General features: G+C 71.9%; 11 protein-coding genes. 5 read left to right on the top strand and 6 right to left on the bottom strand.

Going from position 1 to position 17,671, the window contains the following annotated elements; genetic code table 11:
• Positions 1–78: 78 nt before the first annotated feature.
• The 3 genes from IF188_RS01355 to IF188_RS01345 are packed head-to-tail and all read right to left on the bottom strand — an operon-like array spanning position 79 to position 5,616.
• Positions 79–561 (bottom strand): nitroreductase/quinone reductase family protein, encoded by a 483-nt coding sequence (locus tag IF188_RS01355; protein ID WP_191169980.1) that lies wholly within the window; start codon positions 559–561, stop codon positions 79–81.
• Positions 562–604: 43 nt separating this feature from the next.
• Positions 605–2,704 carry a YhgE/Pip domain-containing protein gene (locus IF188_RS01350; protein WP_191169979.1) on the bottom strand — a complete coding sequence of 700 codons (2,100 nt, stop codon included), beginning with the start codon at positions 2,702–2,704 and terminating at the stop codon, positions 605–607.
• On the bottom strand, positions 2,701–5,616 hold the full coding sequence (locus IF188_RS01345) for an MMPL family transporter (protein WP_191169978.1): 2,916 nt from the start codon (positions 5,614–5,616) through the stop codon (positions 2,701–2,703). Before IF188_RS01345 ends, IF188_RS01350 begins: the two co-directional genes overlap by 4 nt.
• 138 nt (positions 5,617–5,754) lie before the next feature.
• Between IF188_RS01345 and IF188_RS01340 the strand changes: the two genes are divergently transcribed.
• On the top strand, positions 5,755–6,393 hold the full coding sequence (locus tag IF188_RS01340; RefSeq protein WP_191169977.1) for a TetR/AcrR family transcriptional regulator: 639 nt from the start codon (positions 5,755–5,757) through the stop codon (positions 6,391–6,393).
• 10 nt (positions 6,394–6,403) lie between these two features.
• Here IF188_RS01340 and IF188_RS01335 read toward each other — a convergent pair whose 3' ends face one another.
• A complete protein-coding gene (locus tag IF188_RS01335) occupies positions 6,404–7,405 on the bottom strand; it encodes an o-succinylbenzoate synthase (RefSeq protein ID WP_318152706.1) in 1,002 nt (333 codons plus the stop codon).
• Between the two features lie 139 nt (positions 7,406–7,544).
• Here IF188_RS01335 and IF188_RS01330 point away from each other — a divergent pair, with 139 nt between their 5' ends.
• The 4 genes from IF188_RS01330 to metH all read left to right on the top strand — a co-directional run bounded on the left by IF188_RS01330 (position 7,545) and on the right by metH (position 13,617).
• Positions 7,545–7,880: a PadR family transcriptional regulator gene (locus IF188_RS01330; protein ID WP_191169975.1), complete on the top strand. Its 336-nt coding sequence runs from the start codon at positions 7,545–7,547 to the stop codon at positions 7,878–7,880.
• 15 nt (positions 7,881–7,895) lie between these two features.
• A complete protein-coding gene (locus tag IF188_RS01325) occupies positions 7,896–8,855 on the top strand; it encodes a permease prefix domain 1-containing protein (RefSeq protein WP_191169974.1) in 960 nt (319 codons plus the stop codon).
• Positions 8,856–8,975: 120 nt separating this feature from the next.
• Positions 8,976–9,776: an LLM class F420-dependent oxidoreductase gene (locus IF188_RS01320; RefSeq protein WP_191169973.1), complete on the top strand. Its 801-nt coding sequence runs from the start codon at positions 8,976–8,978 to the stop codon at positions 9,774–9,776.
• Between the two features lie 208 nt (positions 9,777–9,984).
• The gene (gene metH / locus IF188_RS01315) at positions 9,985–13,617 is read left to right on the top strand and encodes a methionine synthase (RefSeq protein ID WP_191169972.1); all 3,633 of its coding nucleotides are present in this window, start codon (positions 9,985–9,987) and stop codon (positions 13,615–13,617) included.
• Positions 13,618–13,825: 208 nt separating this feature from the next.
• On the opposite strand, the gene IF188_RS01310 is transcribed toward metH, so the two are convergent.
• Positions 13,826–17,110, bottom strand: a complete 3,285-nt coding sequence (locus IF188_RS01310) for an ATP-binding cassette domain-containing protein (protein WP_191169971.1) — start codon at positions 17,108–17,110, stop codon at positions 13,826–13,828.
• Positions 17,107–17,670 (bottom strand): hypothetical protein, encoded by a 564-nt coding sequence (locus IF188_RS01305; protein WP_318152704.1) that lies wholly within the window; start codon positions 17,668–17,670, stop codon positions 17,107–17,109. Before IF188_RS01305 ends, IF188_RS01310 begins: the two co-directional genes overlap by 4 nt.
• Position 17,671 lies beyond the last annotated feature (1 nt).

The raw sequence follows: 17,671 nt of genomic DNA, 5'->3' as shown, positions 1-17,671 counted from the left end.
CCCGTCCCACAGACTCCGGCGGGTCGGGCCGACTCTCCCCCGACGACCCCGACCCGCCGGAACCGTCCGCGTCAGTTGTCAGTTCGCGGGTGACAGTACGACGACCGGCGTCTCGCGGCTGCGCAGCGCCGCGTGCGCGTCGAGGTCGTCGCCGCCGTTGAGCGTGCGGTAGACGGCCCAGAGCCGTTCGCGCTCGGCCCCGGCCGCGGTGTGGGCGACCACGGTGCGCCGCCCGCCGGGCAGATCGACCTCGGCCGTCGGCATCGCCTGCAGGTTGAGCCACCATGCCGGAGGCGGGTCGCCCCAGCCGTTCATCGCGAGCGTGACGAGGTCGTCGCCGTCCTCGAAGTAGGCGAGGATCGCCACGCGCGGCGTGCCCGATCGGCGTCCGACCGTGTGCAGCCGCATCATGCCCCAGACGGCGGGGGTGGGCTCGCGCAGCCCCAGGCGCCCGCCGGACACGCGATAGAGCCCGCGGTGGACGACCCACGCGGTGCGGATGAACCACCGTGGCGGAAGCTTCGCGCTGCCGTGCGAGGCAGTGTCGTCGGGGGAGCTCACGCCTCGATCCTGGCCTGCAGACCGGCTCGGGGCAACAGCGGAATCAGGCGGTGATGGGCGTCGCCTTCAGCAGCGCGCGCGCCGACGTCGTCCGACGGCGGGCGACCACGAGCATCGTGACCGCGAGCGACACGAGCGTCCAGATCACCAGGCCCGCGAACGCGGCACCCAGTCCTCCGGCCGAGGTGAGGGCGGCGACCATCCCCTGGTAGGCGGCCGACGTGGGCATGAGGGCGGCGACGCTCGACAGCACGCCGGGCACGGTCGAGACGATGCCGGTCGCGACGGTGAGCACTCCGACCAGGGCCGAGATCCAGCGGCCCGCACCGCCGAACACCGCCACCAGCGCCTGGTTGACCGCGGCGAACGCGATGCCCGCGACGATGCTCACCCCCGCGAACACCCACCACTCGCTCCACGAGTACGACGCGGCGATCTGCACGACCCCGGCCACCAGCAGGCCTTGGAGGGCGCCGATGCCGGCAGCGGGCGCGTACGAGCGCAGCGCGAGCAGCGCAGACGGCTTGCGCGAGGTCAGCGCGCGACGCGATACGGCCTGCAGAGCGATGAACGTGCCGAGTCCGCCGAACCACAGCGCGAGCGTGGCGAGGAGCGGGATGGCCGAGGCCCCGAACAGCGACGACCCCGCACCGTCGGCGTCGACCGGGTCGGCGACGACGGTCGCGAGGTCGGTGGCCTGCTGGTCGGTGTACGACGGCAGCGAGTCGGCAGCCGTGTGCAGCCCCGTCGCGAGCGTGGCGGTGCCGTCGGCCAGCTGCGCCACGCCGTCGGCGAGGGTCGTTGCGCCGCTCGCGGCCTGCGTCGCACCGTCGGCGAGCTGCGTGGCTCCGCTGGCGAGACCGTTCGCGCCGTCCTGGATGCCCGTCGCTCCGGTCGCGAGCTGACCCGCGCCGTCCTGGATGCCGGTGGCTCCGGTCGCGAGCCGGCCGGCGCCGTCGGCCGACTGGTCGATGCCGCCGGCGAGCTGGGTGAGGCCGCCGCTGAGGGTCGACACGTTCGTGCCGATCTCACGGAACTGTCCGGCGATCTGGGCGGTCGCCTCGGTGTCGAACTGGGTGAGGCCTGCCGACGTGCCGGAGGCCGCGGCATCCACACCCTGCGCCGCAGTCAGGAGCGTGTCGCAGTACGCCTGGGCGGCGCCGCTGGCGGCGCAGTTCTGCGCGATCGCCAGGACTCCCGCGGCGGCCTGAGCGCTGGCGCCGGCGGCGCCCGACAGCTCGTCGGGCACGAGACCGGTCTGCTCGAGCTGTGTCGCGCCGGCGTTCACGCCGTCCGCGAGCTGCTGCGCTCCGCCGGCGGCATCCCGCGTCTTGCCCGCGATCGTGGTCAGCCCGGACTGGAGCGAGGTCGCCCCGCCGGCGACCTGACCCGCGCCGTCGGCGAGCGACGTGGCGCCGCCCGACAGCTGCGCGGCGCCGTCGGCGAGCTGCGTCGCACCACTGGAGAGCTGCGTGTTGCCGTCGGCGAGCTGTGTGATGCCCGCGGGCAGCTGCGCGGCGCCGTCGGCGGCCTGGGTCGCGCCGTCGGCGAGCTGGGTCGCGCCATCGGCAGCGGTGCCGAGCTGGTCGCCCAGCGTCGTGAACCCGAGGAACACGTTCTCGAGGTAGACCTGCGACAGCTGGGTTCCCATGCTGGATGCCGCGACGGACGCGACCTGCGACGTGATGGCGTCGTCGACGATGAGGCTGTCGGGAGGGGTCGTGACCTTGATGGTCGCCTGTTCGGGCGTCTCGCCCGGCTGCGTCGAGGTCGCGGCGGCCGAGAAGTTCTCGGGGATCGTGATGACGGCGGCGTACGTGCCGTCGGCGAGGCCGGCTGCCGCGTCGTCGGCGTTCGAGATCGTCCACGTCAGGTTGCTGTCGACGTCGTCCGACCCCTCGACGAGGCCCGCGGTGAGCTGCCGGCCCAGCGGCACCATCTGGCCGTCGATCGTGACGGGCTCGTCCTCGTTCACAACGGCGGCAGTCAGGCTGTCGAGTCGTTCGGTCGGATTGTAGAGCGCGGCGACGAGGATTCCGCCGATGACGACCGGAAGCAGCAGCACGCCGATGAGCGTCAGCCAGGTGACGGGTCGACGGGAGCGCGCGCGCTCGGTGGTCGTGGTGATCCAGTTCGGGGTCATGCGTTCACCTCTGCGGGAGTGGTGGTGAGGGCAGCGCCTGCCTGCAGCGGCAGCGTCGTCAGATCGGAGCGGTGGGCGTCGGCGAGCAGCGCCAGGGCGGCGCTGTCGGTGCGCGAGGTCAGCACCAGCGTGAGCGCCGGCGTGCGCGCGGCGGTGGCCCGCGCCGCGAGGGCGGCTGTGTGGTCGCGCAGCAGCGCGGCGGCCTGGTCGCGCTCGGCCGCGTCCAGTGCGTCGACCCCGTCGATCACGACGAGTTCGGCGCGTCCTGCCAGTGCGCGGCGCAGACCGTCGATGCGGTCCTCTGCGTCGCCCAGCAGCGCGAGGCCGACGTGCGCGCGCACCCAGGCGGCGCGTTCGGGCAGCAGGTGCCCGGCGACGCGCAGCCGTCCATCGGTCGGGGAGAGGCGGCCGGCGGCCACCAGGGCGAAGGCCCGGGTCGCGCGAGGATCGCCGGTCGCGATGAGCGTGCCGCCCGGTTCGACCCGGAAGGTCGCGCGGTCGAAGAGCGCGACGTCGCCGAGTGCGCGTCCGCCATCTGCCTGCACGCCGACAAGCTCGCCGACGACGACCGCGGTCGTGTCCGGCTCGGGCCACTCCGCGAGCGAGAGTTCGCGCTCGACCGCTTCGCCCTCGATGTCGAAGTGGGGCAGGACGCGGTCCAGCCAGCGGGGGATCCACCACGCCTTGTCGCCGAGCAGGGCCATGACCGCGGGCACGAGCGTCATGCGCACGAGGAACGCGTCGATCGCGATGCCGGCGGCCAGTCCCAGTGCGATCGGCTTGATCGACGAGTCGCCCTCGGGGACGAACGCGGCGAAGACCGCGAACATGATGACGGCTGCGGCGGTGACGACGCGGGCCGAGGCGGTGAAGCCCGAGCGGACGGCGCCGATCGCGATGTCGCGGTTGCTGCGCGTGGCGTGACCGGCCGCTCCCCGGCGCGCGTGGACATAGTCCTCGCGCATGCGGCTGACGAGGAAGACCTGGTAGTCCATCGCCAGGCCGAACAGCACGCCCATCAGGATGATCGGCATGAAGCTGATGACCGGGCCCGTCTTGTCGACGTGCAGCAGGTCGGCACCCCAGCCCCACTCGAACACCGCGGCGACGACGCCGAACGCGGCGAGCACCGACAGCAGGTACCCGAGTGCCGCCGTGAGCGGCACCCAGATCGAGCGGAACACGATCATGAGCAGGATGAGCGACAGCCCGACGACGAAGATGCCGAAGGGCAGCAGCGCCGCGCCCAGCAGATCCGAGATGTCGATGCCGACGGCGGTGAAGCCGGTGACGAGCAGATCGACGCCGTACTCGTCCTTGAGCTCCGGCGCGAGGTCGCGCAGCGCGCGCACGAGGTCGGCGGTCGCCGGGTCGTCCGGCGCGGTCTCGGGCACGATCTGGATGAGCCCGGTGTCGGCCGTCTCGTTCGGGGTCGCCAGCGCGACCTCCTTGACGCCCGGCACCTTCTCGATCTCGGCCTTCAGGTCGGCCATGAGGCCGAGCGGGTCGGTCGAGGTGACGATCGTCCCGGTCATGATGAGCGGGCCGTTCGCGCCGGGCCCGAAGTGCTCGGCGGTGAGGTCGTAAGCCTGCCGCGCCTGGCTCGACTCCGGCTGCTGGCCGGCGTTGGGCAGCGCGAGGGCGAGGCTCGCCGCGGGGACGGCCACGACGCCGAGCGTGATGATGACCGCGAGCGTGGTGATGAGGGGATGCTTCGTCACGAGCATCACCCAGCGGTTGGGCGTCTTGGCGGCCGGCGCCGGCGGCCCGTCGTGCGCCACGTCATCCGCGTCATCCGCGGCATCCCCGTTCGCGGTCTCGGCCGCGTCGACGGCGGCCCTCCGGCGACGGCTGGGGAGCGGCATCCCGAGGCGCTTCCGGCCGTGCCCCCACCCCGCGACGCGCCCCTTGGCGAACCCGAGCAGCGCCGGGGTCAGCGTGATGGCGACGACGACGGCGATCGCGACGGCGACGGCGGCGGCGATGCCCATCGTGGTGAGGAACGGGATGTTGGCGAAGCCGAGGCCGATGAGCGCGATCAGCACCGTCACGCCCGCGAAGACGACGGCGGATCCCGCGGTGCCGGTGGCGCGCGCGGCGGATTCCTCGGGCTCTTCGCCGGCGCGCACCTGGTCCTGATGTCGCGCGACGATGAAGAGCGCGTAGTCGATGCCGACGGCGAGCCCGAGCATGATCGCGAGCATCGGGGTGGTCGACGAGATCGACGCGAACGCCGTCGAGACGTAGATGAGGGCGATCGCCAGGCCCACGCCGATGAGCGCCGACACCAGCGGGAACCACGCGACCGCGAACGAGCGGAACGTCACGATGAGCACGAAGAGGGCGATGAGCACGCCGACCGCTTCGATGATCGACAGTGCGGGCACCGACATCGAGAACAGGTCGCCGCCCATCGCGACCTGCGACCCGGCGGGGAGGGTGTCGCGCAGGTCCGCCGCGACGTCTTCGAGCTGAGATTTGGTCTCGTCCGAGACATCGGTGGACTGCCCGTCGAACTGCAGGCGCACGATCGCGGCCGAGTCGTCCTCGGCCACCATGCCGCTGACCATCTCGTCATACGGGTCGGTCACCGCGATGACGCCGTCGATGTCTTCGAACTGCGACACGGCGTCGCCGATCTCGGTCTTGTACGGGTCGGCCGTGACGTCGTCGCCGTCCGCGACGACCACGACCATCTGCGCGCTCGTGCCGCTCGCCTGCGGAAAGCTGCGGTCCAGCAGCTCGATGCCCTCCTGGGCCTCGGTGCCGGGGATCGTGAACGCGTTGTCGGTGCCCTTCATGAACACCAGGGCGCCGCCGCCGGCGAGAGCGAGCAGCAGCAGCCAGGAGACGAGCACGCGCCACGGGTGACGATACGACCAGCGGCCGAGCGCATACAGGACAGTCGACACAGCGCTTCCTCCGGGACTAGGTGTGAGAGGTTCGGGAACTGTCGATACAGCGCTGTATCGGATACATGAGTGTATCGTAAGGCGGGTTCGCCGCCCGAACCTGAGTAGTCCGTGTGAGACTGGCGGAGAGGAGAACCGATGACCGACACCCAGACGGCAGACACCGCCGTCACGTCCCCCCGTCGTGAGGCGACCCGGCAGAAGCTGCTGGATGCCGCGGCGCTCGTCTTCGCCGAGGTCGGGGTGGATGCCGCCTCCGTCGAGGCGATCTGCGAGCGGGCCGGCTTCACGCGCGGCGCGTTCTACTCCAACTTCGAGACGAAGGACGAGCTGATGCTCGCCCTCACCGAACGGGTCGCCGGCGAGAAGATCGACGAGGTCGCCGAACGTGTCGCGGCGCTGCAGGCGCGCGGCGAGGAGCTTGAGCCGGGTGACCTGGTGCGGCGCCTGCTGGACGTGGCGTTCGACAAGAAGGAGGGCATCCTCCTCACGAGCGAGATCCGCACCCGGGCCATGCGCGACCCTCGGCTGGCCAAGACGTACATCGAATGGCAGACGGGCCTGGTCGAGCGCGTCGGCTCCTTCATCGAGAACCTCGCGCAGACCTACGGGTTCCGTCTGCGTGTGCCGGCGGCCGAATTCGCCGGGCTCATCCTGCAGACGTGGGAGGACACCGCGGCGTTCGCCGTGATGAGCGGCCTCGGGCCGGAAGAGACCCACACGCTGGTCAACGAGCGCACCGCACGCCTGGCCACGGCGCTCGTCGACCCCGTCTGACGCCCCGGCTTCACGCCGCCGCGCTGAGAACCTCGTAGCACCGCGCCACCCGGTCCAGCCACCACTGCCGCCGGTCCGCCGGCGCCGCATGCCCGGCCAGCAGCGACGGCGAGGGCGTCACGCGCCCGGCCGCCAGCATCCCTTCCCTCGGCACGAGCGGCGGGTCGGCGACGTCCGCGAGGAACAGCGACGCCGTGCCGAGTCCGCAGTCGTAGTCGAGGTGGGGGAGGGATGCTGCCAGCGCGACTCCCATCGACAGGCCGATCGAGGTGTCGAGCGCACTCGACACGACGGCGGGCAGTCCTGCCTCGGCCACGATCTCGAGCGCGCGGCGCACGCCACCGAGGGGCTGCACCTTGATCACGAGCAGGTCCGCGGCGCCGGCGCGGGCGACCGCGAGCGGGTCGGCGGCCTTGCGCACGCTCTCGTCGGCCGCGATCGGGATGTCCATGTACTTCACGCGACGGCGCAGTTCGGCGAGCTCGTCCACGCTCGCGCACGGCTGCTCGGCGTACTCCAGGTCGAACTCGGCCAGGGTGTGCAGGGCGCGTTCGGCCTCGTCGACGTTCCAGCCGCCGTTGGCGTCGATGCGCACGCGGCCCTCGGGGCCGAGACTCTCGCGCACGGCCCGCACGCGTGCGATGTCGTCGGCGAGGCGCTGGCCGGCCTCGGCGACCTTGACCTTGGCGGTGCGGCATCCGTCGTACCTCGCGAGCACGCCCGGCACCGCCGATGCCTGCACGGCGGGCACGGTCGCGTTGACGCCGACGGTGTCGCGGACGGCAGCGGGCCGCGGCATCCACGCGTCTTCGATCGCCGCCGCCAGCCAGGTCGACGCCTCGTCGTCGTCGTATTCGGTGAACGGCGAGAACTCGGACCAGCCCTCGGGGCCTTCGAAGACGAGGGCTTCGCGCACGTCGATGCCGCGGAACCGCGTCGCGAGCGGCAATGCCACCACGCGGGCAGACCCGAGGATGTCGTCCAGCGGGGGCAGCGGCGTGTCGGTGCTCACGCGTCCATCCTGCCTCCCACCCCCGTTCACTTGCGCTGTTTGTACGCAGAATCCGCGTTTCGGCGTACGAACAGCGCAAGTGAACCTCAGAACAATGTGTCCTTGACGATAGTGTGTGACGCACAGTAAAGTGTGAGACATGAGCGAAACCGAGATCCTCGAGACGCACCTGCAGGAGCTGCGGCGCGGCACCGTCGTGCTCGCCTGCCTGCGCCTGCTCGAGACGCCGGGGTACGGCTACGGGCTGCTCGAAGAGCTGGGGGACCACGGGTTCCCCACCGATGCCAACACCCTGTACCCATTGCTGCGCCGGCTCGAGAAGCAGGGGTACCTCACGAGCGAGTGGAACACCGACGAGGCGCGGCCCCGCAAGTTCTACCGCACCAGCGATGCCGGGCAGCGCCTGGCCCGCGCCCTCACCGACGACTTCCGGGCGATCGCCACGGCGATCGACGGACTCGACAACGACCTCTGACACACGGAGAACGCCATGACCATCACAGAAAGCCTCACCGACCGCTACGTCGACGCCGCGATGCGGACCGTCCCCGAAGACCAGCGCTCCGACCTCGCCGCCGAGCTGCGCGGATCCATCGACGACCAGATCGAGGCGCGGATCGCCGACGGTGCCGATGCCGAGTCCGCCGAACGCGCCGTTCTCACCGACCTCGGCGACCCCGATGTGCTCGCGGCCGGGTACACCGGCCGGCAGCTGCACCTCATCGGTCCGCGCTACTACCTCGACTGGTGGCGCCTGCTGAAGCTGCTGCTGTGGATCGTACTGCCGTGCGTCGCGTTCGGCGTCGCGCTCGGGCAGGTGCTGAGCGGTGCGACAGTGGGCGAGACGATCGGGTCGGCAGTCGTCGCCGTGCTGACGGCCGCGCTGCACATCGCCTTCTGGACCACGCTCGTGTTCGTCGTGCTGGAGCGCACCGGCCACGAGACGATGGATGCCGGTCCCTGGACGCCCGACCGGCTTCCCGAACCGCGGCAGCGCGGTGCGGGCCTCGGCGACATGATCGCGTCGATCGGGTTCCTGCTGATCATGGCGGGCGTCGTGCTCTGGGACCACTTCATCGGTCTCGTGCCGACCGAGCCCGGGCTGTCGTTCCTCGACGACGGGCTGTGGCCGTGGTGGATCATGGCGCTGTTCCTGGTGATGGCCCTGGAGGCCGTGCTGGCCATCGCCGTGTACGGCGTCGGGCGCTGGACCGTGCCGCTGGCCGTGGCCGACGGCATCCTGAATCTCATCATCGCGGTGCCGGCGCTGTGGCTGCTGGCACAGGGTCGCCTGATCAACCCGGACTTCTTCCCGTCGATCATCGACGGCGCCGACGGTGAGACGGTGCAGAACATCGTCGCGACCATCGTCGGGTTCGTGATCGTCGCGGTCGCGATCTGGGACACGACGGATGCCGCACTGAAGGCGGTGCGGTCGCGCCAGGCCTGACCCGTGTCCTCAGCTGAGGATCGCAGCCGAGCTGCGGACCCGATCGCGTGATCGGGTCCGCAGTCCGGCAGATCCCCTCAATCGAGGAAGCACCCCTCGGCACGGCCCTAGTCTTTCCCCATGCCCCTCCTCGATACCCCCGTGCGCTTCGGCGTGCAGATCCAGCCCCAGCACACCCCGTACGACGGGATCCGCGACGCCGTCCGCCGGCTCGAAGACCTCGGCGTCGACATCCTCTTCAACTGGGACCACTTCTTCCCGCTGTCCGGCGAGCCCGACGGACTGCATTTCGAGTCGTGGACGATGCTCGGCGCGTGGGCCGAGCAGACCGAGCGGGTCGAGTTCGGCGCCCTCGTCAACTGCAACAGCTACCGCAACGCCGATCTGCAGGCCGACATGGCCCGCACCATCGACCACATCTCGGCCAAGGGCGGCGACACCGGTCGCTTCATCTTCGGCACCGGCGCGGGCTGGTTCCAGCGCGACTACGACGAGTACGGCTACGAGTTCGGCACCCCGGGCTCGCGCCTGGACGACCTCGCCGCAGGGCTTGAGCGCATCGAGGCCCGCTGGGCGAAGCTCAACCCGGCGCCCACCCGCAGGATCCCGGTCATGATCGGCGGCAAGGGCGAGCAGAAGACGCTGCGCCTCGTCGCCCGCCACGCCGACATCTGGCACAGCTTCGTGGCCCCCGACGAGATCGCCCGCAAGGTCGAGGTCATCGAGCGCTGGGCCGAGCGCGAAGAGCGCGACACCTCGCACCTCGTCATCTCGAACGAGGTCTATGGGCACGGCGTCGAGCACGCCGACGCCCTGTACGCGGCGGGCGCGCGTCTGATCACGTTCGCCTTCAAGGGCCCCGACTTCGACTTCGAGCTCGTCGAGGAGTGGCTGCGCTGGCGCGACGCCAAGAACGCCTGATCCCGCGGCCGCCTGCGGCCGCCTGCATGTGCTCGCACCCCTTCTTGTCCGCAACGCGGTTTCTCGCCGAGACACCACGTTGTCGCCGTCATCGACGTGGTCGTTCGGCGAGAAACCGCGTTATCGACGGGATGCCGGGGGCCCAGGCCGACCGCGGCGCCTCGTCACGAACGGGGCCGGGGCGGCGCGCCGCGACTAAAATCGCGGGGTGACTGCCGTTACCTCCGCGCCCCGCTTCGCCCTCGACATCGACGGCGTCCCGCGCCCCGAGCGCGCCGAGCGCCTGCTCGACGCGGTGCGTCACCGGGTCGTCATCGCGGACGGCGCCATGGGCACGATGCTCCAGCGGTACGACCTCACGATCGAGGGCGACTTCCAGGGGCTCGAGGGCTGCAACGAGATCCTCAACGTCTCGCGGCCCGACGTCGTCGGCGCGATCCACGACGCGTACCTCGAGGTGGGGGTGGATGCCGTCGAGACGAACACGTTCGGGGCGAACTGGTCCAACCTCGACGACTACGGCATCGTCGACCGCATCTCGGAGCTGGCCGAGGTCGGCGCCCGCATCGCGCGGGAGCGGGTCGAGGCGGCTGAGGCCGCCGACGGACGGGAGCGCTGGGTGCTCGGGTCGATGGGACCCGGTACGAAGCTGCCGAGCCTCGGTCACACCACCTACGACAACCTGAAGCAGACGTTCGCGCTGCAGGCCGAGGGCCTCATCGACGGCGGCGCCGACGCGTTCCTCGTCGAGACGAGCCAGGACCTGTTGCAGACCAAGGCCGCCATCAACGGCTGTCGTCAGGCGATCGTGAGCCGCGGCATCCGGCTTCCGATCTTCGTCGAGGTGACCGTCGAGACCACCGGCACCATGCTCATGGGCTCCGAGATCGGCGCCGCGCTCACCGCGATCGAGCCGCTCGGCGTCGACGCCATCGGCCTCAACTGCGCCACCGGCCCGACCGAGATGAGCGAGCACCTGCGCCACCTCTCGAAGCACGCCACCGTGCCGATCGCGTGCATGCCGAACGCCGGCCTTCCCGTGCTCGGCGCGAACGGCGCCCACTACCCGCTGACGCCCGCCGAGCTCGCGACCGCGCACGAGCAGTTCGTGCGCGAGTTCGGCCTGGGCCTGATCGGCGGATGCTGCGGCACGACCCCCGAGCACCTCGCGGCGGTCGTGGAGCGGCTGCGCCCGCTGCGCGCCGAGGGCGAGCGGCATCCCGCGATCGAGCCCGGTGTCGCGTCGCTGTACCAGCACGTGTCGTTCCATCAGGATGCCTCGTACCTCGCGATCGGCGAGCGGACCAACGCGAACGGCTCGAAGGCGTTCCGCGAGGCGATGCTCGAGGGCCGCTGGGACGACTGTGTCGACATCGCCCGCGACCAGATCCGCGTCGGCGCGCACCTGCTCGACGTGTGCGTGGATTACGTGGGCCGCGACGGCGTCGCCGATATCCGCGAGATCGTCTCGCGCTTCGCGTCGGCCTCCACGCTGCCGCTGGTCGTCGACTCGACGGAGCCCGCCGTGATCCGCGCGGGCCTGGAGCTCATCGGCGGCCGCCCGGTCGTGAACTCGGTGAACTACGAGGACGGGGCGGGTGCGGCATCCCGATTCGGTCGCATCATGCCGCTCGTCAAAGAGCATGGCACCGCCGTCATCGCCCTCACGATCGATGAGCACGGCCAGGCCCGCACTGCCGACGACAAGGAGCGCATCGCGTCGCGCCTCGTGGACGAGCTCGTGGGCGACTGGGGGATGCGGGTCAGCGACATCATCGTCGACTGCCTGACCTTCCCGATCGCGACGGGACAGGAAGAGACCCGCCGCGACGCCATCGAGACGATCGAGGCGATCCGCCGCATCACCGCGAAGTATCCGGGCATCAACACGACCCTCGGCGTCTCGAACGTGTCGTTCGGCCTCAACCCGGCCGCGCGCAGCGTGCTGAACTCGGCGTTCCTTCACGAAGCGGTGCAGGCGGGCCTCACGAGCGGCATCATCGACGCCGCCAAGATCGTGCCGCTCGCCTCGATCTCGGACGAGCAGCGCAAGGTCGCGCTCGACCTGGTCTGGGACCGTCGCGAGTACGACGCCGACGGCAACGTCACGTACGACCCGCTGGCGCGCATGCTCGACCTGTTCGCGGGCGTCGATACGGCCGCGCTGCGCAACCAGCGGGCGGCCGAGCTCGCCGCGCTGCCGACGGGGGAGCGCCTGCAGCGCCGCATCATCGACGGCGAGGGCAAGGGGCTCGAGGCCGACCTGGACCTCGCGCGCGCCGAAGGCATGGCGCCGCTCGCGATCATCAACGACCACCTGCTGGAGGGCATGAAGGTCGTCGGCGAGCGGTTCGGCGCCGGAGAGATGCAGCTGCCGTTCGTGCTGCAGTCCGCCGAGGTCATGAAGAACGCCGTCGCGCTGCTCGAGCCCCATATGGAGAAATCGGATGCCTCGGGCAAGGGCCGCATCGTGCTGGCGACCGTGCGCGGCGACGTGCACGACATCGGCAAGAACCTCGTCGACATCATCCTGACGAACAACGGCTACGACGTGATCAACCTCGGCATCAAGCAGCCGATCGCCGACATCATCGCCGCCGCCGAGGAGCACGACGCCGACGTCATCGGCATGTCGGGACTGCTCGTGAAGTCGACCGTCGTGATGAAGGAGAACCTCGAAGAGCTGAACTCCCGGGGTCTCGGCAAGAAGTGGCCGGTGATCCTGGGCGGTGCGGCGCTGACCCGCGCCTACGTCGAAGACGACCTCGCCGGCCTGTTCGACGGCGAGGTCCGCTATGCGCGCGACGCGTTCGAGGGCCTCGCGCTCATGGAGCCGCTCGTCAAGATCGCGCGCGGTGCGGACCCGGCATCGGTCGGCCTGCCCGAGCTCAAGAAGCGCCGCCACGCCGCCGGCTCCAAGCTCACGCTGACCGAGCCCGAAGCCATGCCCGCGAGGTCGGACGTGGCCTCCGACAACCCGGTCCCGGCGCCGCCGTTCTGGGGAACCCGCATCGTCCGCGGCATCGCGCTGCACGACTACGCCGCATTCCTCGACGAGCGGGCGACGTTCATGGGGCAGTGGGGGCTGAAGCCCGGCCGCTGCGAGGACGGCCTGTCGTACGAGCAGCTCGTCGAGACCGAGGGACGCCCGCGGCTGCGGTACTGGCTCGACCGCATCCTCGCCGAGGGCATGCTCGACGCGTCGGTTGCATACGGGTACTTCCCGGTGGTGTCGGAGGGCGACGACGTCGTCGTGCTGCATCACGCCGACGATCCGACCGGCGTGCTGGGCGTGCCCGGCCTGCTTGCGCCCGACGGCGGCAGCGGCGGCCCGATCGGCACCGACCGCCTGCGTTTCCACTTCCCGCGCCAGCGCCGCGACCGCCACCTGAACCTCGCGGACTTCGTGCGCTCGCGCGAGTCCGGGCAAGTCGACGTGCTGCCGGTGCAGCTGGTGACCGCGGGAGCCGCGATCGACAGCGTCACCGCGAAGCTCTTCGCCGAGGACAAGTACCGCGACTACTACGAGCTCAACGGCCTCGTGATGCAGCTGACGGAGGCGCTCGCCGAGTTCTGGCACGCCCGCATCCGCTCCGAGCTCGGCTTCTCGGCCGAGGACCCGACCGACACCGCGGGCCTGTTCAAGCTCGAGTACCGCGGCGCCCGCTTCTCTCTCGGCTACCCCGCATGCCCCGACATGGAGGACCGCCGCAAGGTCGTCGAGCTGCTGCGCCCCGAGCGCATGGGCGTCGAGCTCAGCGACGAGCTGCAGCTGCACCCCGAGCAGTCCACCGACGCGTTCGTCTTCCACCACCCCGAGGCGAAGTACTTCTCGGTCTGAGCCGGCGCGTGGGGGAGTGGATGCCAGGACCCCAGGCATCCACTCTTCCCAGGCTGTGAGCGCCGCTGGCGGCACGCCTGCGCTGCCGAGATCGGCACGCGCTGCAGCTTCTGCGCCGACCTGGCCTTTCGCGCTGTCGAAACCGTCATGCGCTGTCGCTGTGTTCTGGCGCGGATGCCGATTTCGACAGCGCGGACCGAGCCCGGTCTCAGCGGCGAGCAGGCGCCGTCGCCGCGACACGGCGCCCGACGGGCGTGCCCGTCCACGGCGGCTGCTGCAGGGGCTTGGCGCGACGGAGCGCGGCGAGCACCGGACGCCCGATGACGACCAGGCCGATGACCGTGGTGACCGCCCGCAGGGTGTCCCAGCTGAGCGTCGAGGTGACCAGCGAGTACAGCAGGAAGCTCGACAGGTTGACGCCCAGCGGCGCCGAGCCGTCGTACGAGATGCCGGTGCCGTAGCCCACGGCGAACGGCCAGTACCAGAGGTTCATGATGAGCCCGAAGGCGTACGAGGCGACGACACCGTAGACCGCGAGCATCGCGATCTCGGCCGCGTGCGAGCGGAGCCGGGGGAGGAGCCCCGCGCCCGCACCCACCCACGCGCAGGCGAACATCTGGAACGGCGTCCAGGGGCCGAACGTGCCGGTCACGAGGGTCGACAGGGCGATCGCCGCCATGCCGAGCAGCATCCCGAACCGTGCGCCGAAGGCGCGACCGGCGAGGATCAGCAGCACGAACACCGCCTCGACGCCCCCGACGCCGGTACTCGCGATGCGCACCGCTGCGCCGATCGCGGCGAGCGTGCCGAGAAGCGCCAGCATGTGGGCCGACCTCACCGTGCCGTCCAGCGTCGCGATCACGACGAGCACCGCCAGCGGGGCGAGCGCGAGGGCCGCGACCGGCACGGCGGCGTACGCCTGCGCGGGTACGGCCGTCGCGACGAGCGGCCAGCAGAAAGCACCGATGGCGACGAGGTTCGCCGGGACGAGCGCCGCGACCGGGAGCAGCGGACGACGGGATGCCGGCGGCCGCGCCGTGCGAGGGGGCCGTGGTGTCCGCAGTGCCGGTGTGCGGGGCGCGGGCGTCCGGGGCGCGGGCGTCCAGGACTCCGGGGCCGGAGGTGCCGCCGCGGAGCCGTCCGTCGCCGGCGGCGTCCGGAATTCAGGCCCCGCTTGTGGGGGCGTGCCGTAAGCCCCGGATCGACGCGGTGCGTGCGCGTCCGGTGATCCGGGGGACTGAGGCATGAACGCCGCCGCGGGGCCATCAGGCAGAGGCACAGCCCGGGCCGGGGCCGCCGGCATCCCGTCCCGCATCTCGAGCACGCGGTCGGCGTGGGCGGCGATCTCGGGCTCGTGCGACGCGACGAGCACGGCGGTGCCCTCGTCGGCGAGCGACATCAGCGCCGTCCACACGACGGCGCGGGCTGCGGGGTCGAGGCCGCGCGTCGGCTCGTCGACGAGCACCACGGCAGGGCTGGTCGCGAGCTGGATCGCGAGCACGAGGCACCGCCGCTCGCCGGCGGAGAGGTCGAGGGGATGCCGCGCCAGCCGCGCCGCGAACACCGGACCGCCGGGGTCGAGGCCGAGGAACCCCGCGAAGCGCGCCGCCGTCACCCCCGTCGCTCCCATCGCCGTCGGTGCTCCGTCCGTTGCCGTCGCCTCCACCGCCGCGCCGTCCCGTCGACCGCCTCCTCCTCCCGGTTCATCCGTCACAGATGTACGTGAAACCTCAGGAACCGCGTACATCTGTGACGGATGAACCCGGGGTGGGGGTGCCGGCACCGCCGAGGGCGCGGCGATGCCATGAGCGGCGCGGCGGGCGCGGCGATCGGCCCGCGCGCACTCGGCGGCGACGGTGTCGTACACGAACAGGTCGTCCGAGGCATCCGGAACCAGCGCCACCCGCCCGGCCGCCCAGATTTCCATGCCGCGCGCGGGCAGCGCCAGCGCGGCGAGCAGACTCGACTTGCCCGCGCCGTTGGGACCGGTGAGCGCGACGATCTCACCGGCCCGCAGTTCGAGGTCGGCGCCCGCGACGGCGGTGACCTCGCCGTGCCGCACCGTCACGCCGCGTGCCCGCAGCACCGTGGGGCGCGCGGCGTCGGCCGGGGCGCCGAGACCGCACGACCGCACCGAGACGGCCCCGGCCACGGTGCTGTCTTGCGGTTTCGGCCCAACGGCGGAGGGGACGGATGCCCCAGCCTCGGCATGCGCACCGGCCACAGCCACTGCAACCCGGGCCACCACCCCGCCGTCGATCCGCAGCACCTCGTCGGCGACGGCCGCGAGGGCATCAACCCGGTGCTCGGCCACGACCACGCACATGCCGGCCTCGTGCGCGAGCGCGCCCAGCAGGTCCGAGATCCGCACCCGGGCGGCGGCGTCGAGGTCGGCGAGGGGCTCGTCGACGAGCAGCAGGATCGGCTGCTCGACGATGGCCGCGGCGATCGCCACGAGCGTCGCCTCGCCGGCGGACAGCCCGCGCGTCGGGCGATCGAGCAGGCGCGTGATGCCGACGCGTTCGGCGACCTCGGCGACCCGGGCCTCGACGATCACGCGGGCGACGCCGCGCAGCTCGAGCGTCAGGCCGATCTCGTCGCGCACGCGTTCGGTCGCGAACGCCTCGCGCGGATGCTGCAGCACGACCCCGACGCGCTGCGAGAGGTCTCGCGGGGGCACCTCCGCGCGGTCGTGCCCGACGACCCGCAGGGATCCCGTCATCCAGCCGCCGTCGGTGTGCGTGTGGAGCCCCGCGATCGCCCGCAGGAGTGTCGACTTGCCCGACCCGGTGGCGCCGGACACGAGGGTGAGCGTCCCGGCCTCGAGGGCGAAGAAGGACGGAAGGCGGATGCCGCTCGCGTCCTCTGCCGGCATCGCCCCGCGCTGCATGGAGCCCTGTGAGGGAGAGGGCGCGGCGTCCGTCCCGAAGCCGGCCGACACGCCGTGCGCCTCGACCGGTGCGAGGCAGTCGCCGTCGAGCCCGCGCCCGGCGAAGCCGCGCAGCTCGAGGGCGGCGGCGACGTGCCCGGCCCGCTCGAGCGTGCGCTGCAGCACGGGAAGCAGCAGCCGCACGCCCCCGCGCTCGCCGCGCAGCCGCTGCGCGAACCGCACGGCGCGCGCGCCGTCCGCGAGGGAGGGGAGCGTCGCCCACGCGATCGCCAGGGCTCGCGCGACACCGCGCAGCGGTCCGCGCCGTGACGCCCGCGCGAACACCCGGTGCAGGTCGACGAGAGAGTTCAGCACCCCGAAGGCGAGGATCGCCAGGGCGATCGGGAGTGCGCTGGCCGCGGCATCCACGAGTCCGTCCGTCGTGACGGGACCGAGCAGCACGACGTGGGCGAACGGCGGCGCGAGGCGCACCTCGGGCAGTGGCAGCAGGACCTGTCCGGAGCCGTCGGCTCCGTGGAACAGGACTCGGTACACGACCCGGGCGCCCACGAAGCCGGCGGCGAGAACCGCCGCCGCCCGCAGGGGCCCGGGCCGGAGGATCATGACGCGGGCGCGGCGGGTTCGCCGTTGAGGGTGAACAGCAGCTCGACGGACTCGCCGGGCTCGAGCTGCTGGGTGGCCGGGCCCTCCTGCGCATACGCCCACTCGCCGTCGGCGGGCTTCACCCACAGCGACCAGTACGCGAACGCGGCGGGCATCGACTCGCACTTCTCGAAGTAGTCCGAGCCGTCCTCGGCGGGGAGCGCCTCGTCCTCGGCGGGGACGCCGTTGACGCGGCACACGACCTGGTCGCCGTACTGGTCGGTGCCCTCGGTGGTGACGTCCGCGGCGAGGAACGCGTCCGCCGCGACGATCGCCTCGTCCGTGCTGACGCACCAGGTGGCCGACACGTCGTCCGCGTCGCCGAGTGCGCTCGCGTCGACGACGACGGTGACACCCTCGTCGCCTTCGCACGGGGTCTTCACGGCGACGACCGCGTTCTGGTCGCCGGTCGCGGCGTCGGTCGGCGTCGGGTCGGGCGCCGGAGTCGAGCAGGCGGCGAGGGTGAGCAGCAGTGCGGCGGACGCCGCGGCCATGGCCAGGGTGCGAAGAGTCGAGGTCACC

This window comes from Microbacterium helvum, from assembly GCF_014779795.1.
GTDB lineage: Bacteria > Actinomycetota > Actinomycetes > Actinomycetales > Microbacteriaceae > Microbacterium > Microbacterium helvum.
This window is presented reverse-complemented; position numbering and strand designations above follow the sequence as displayed.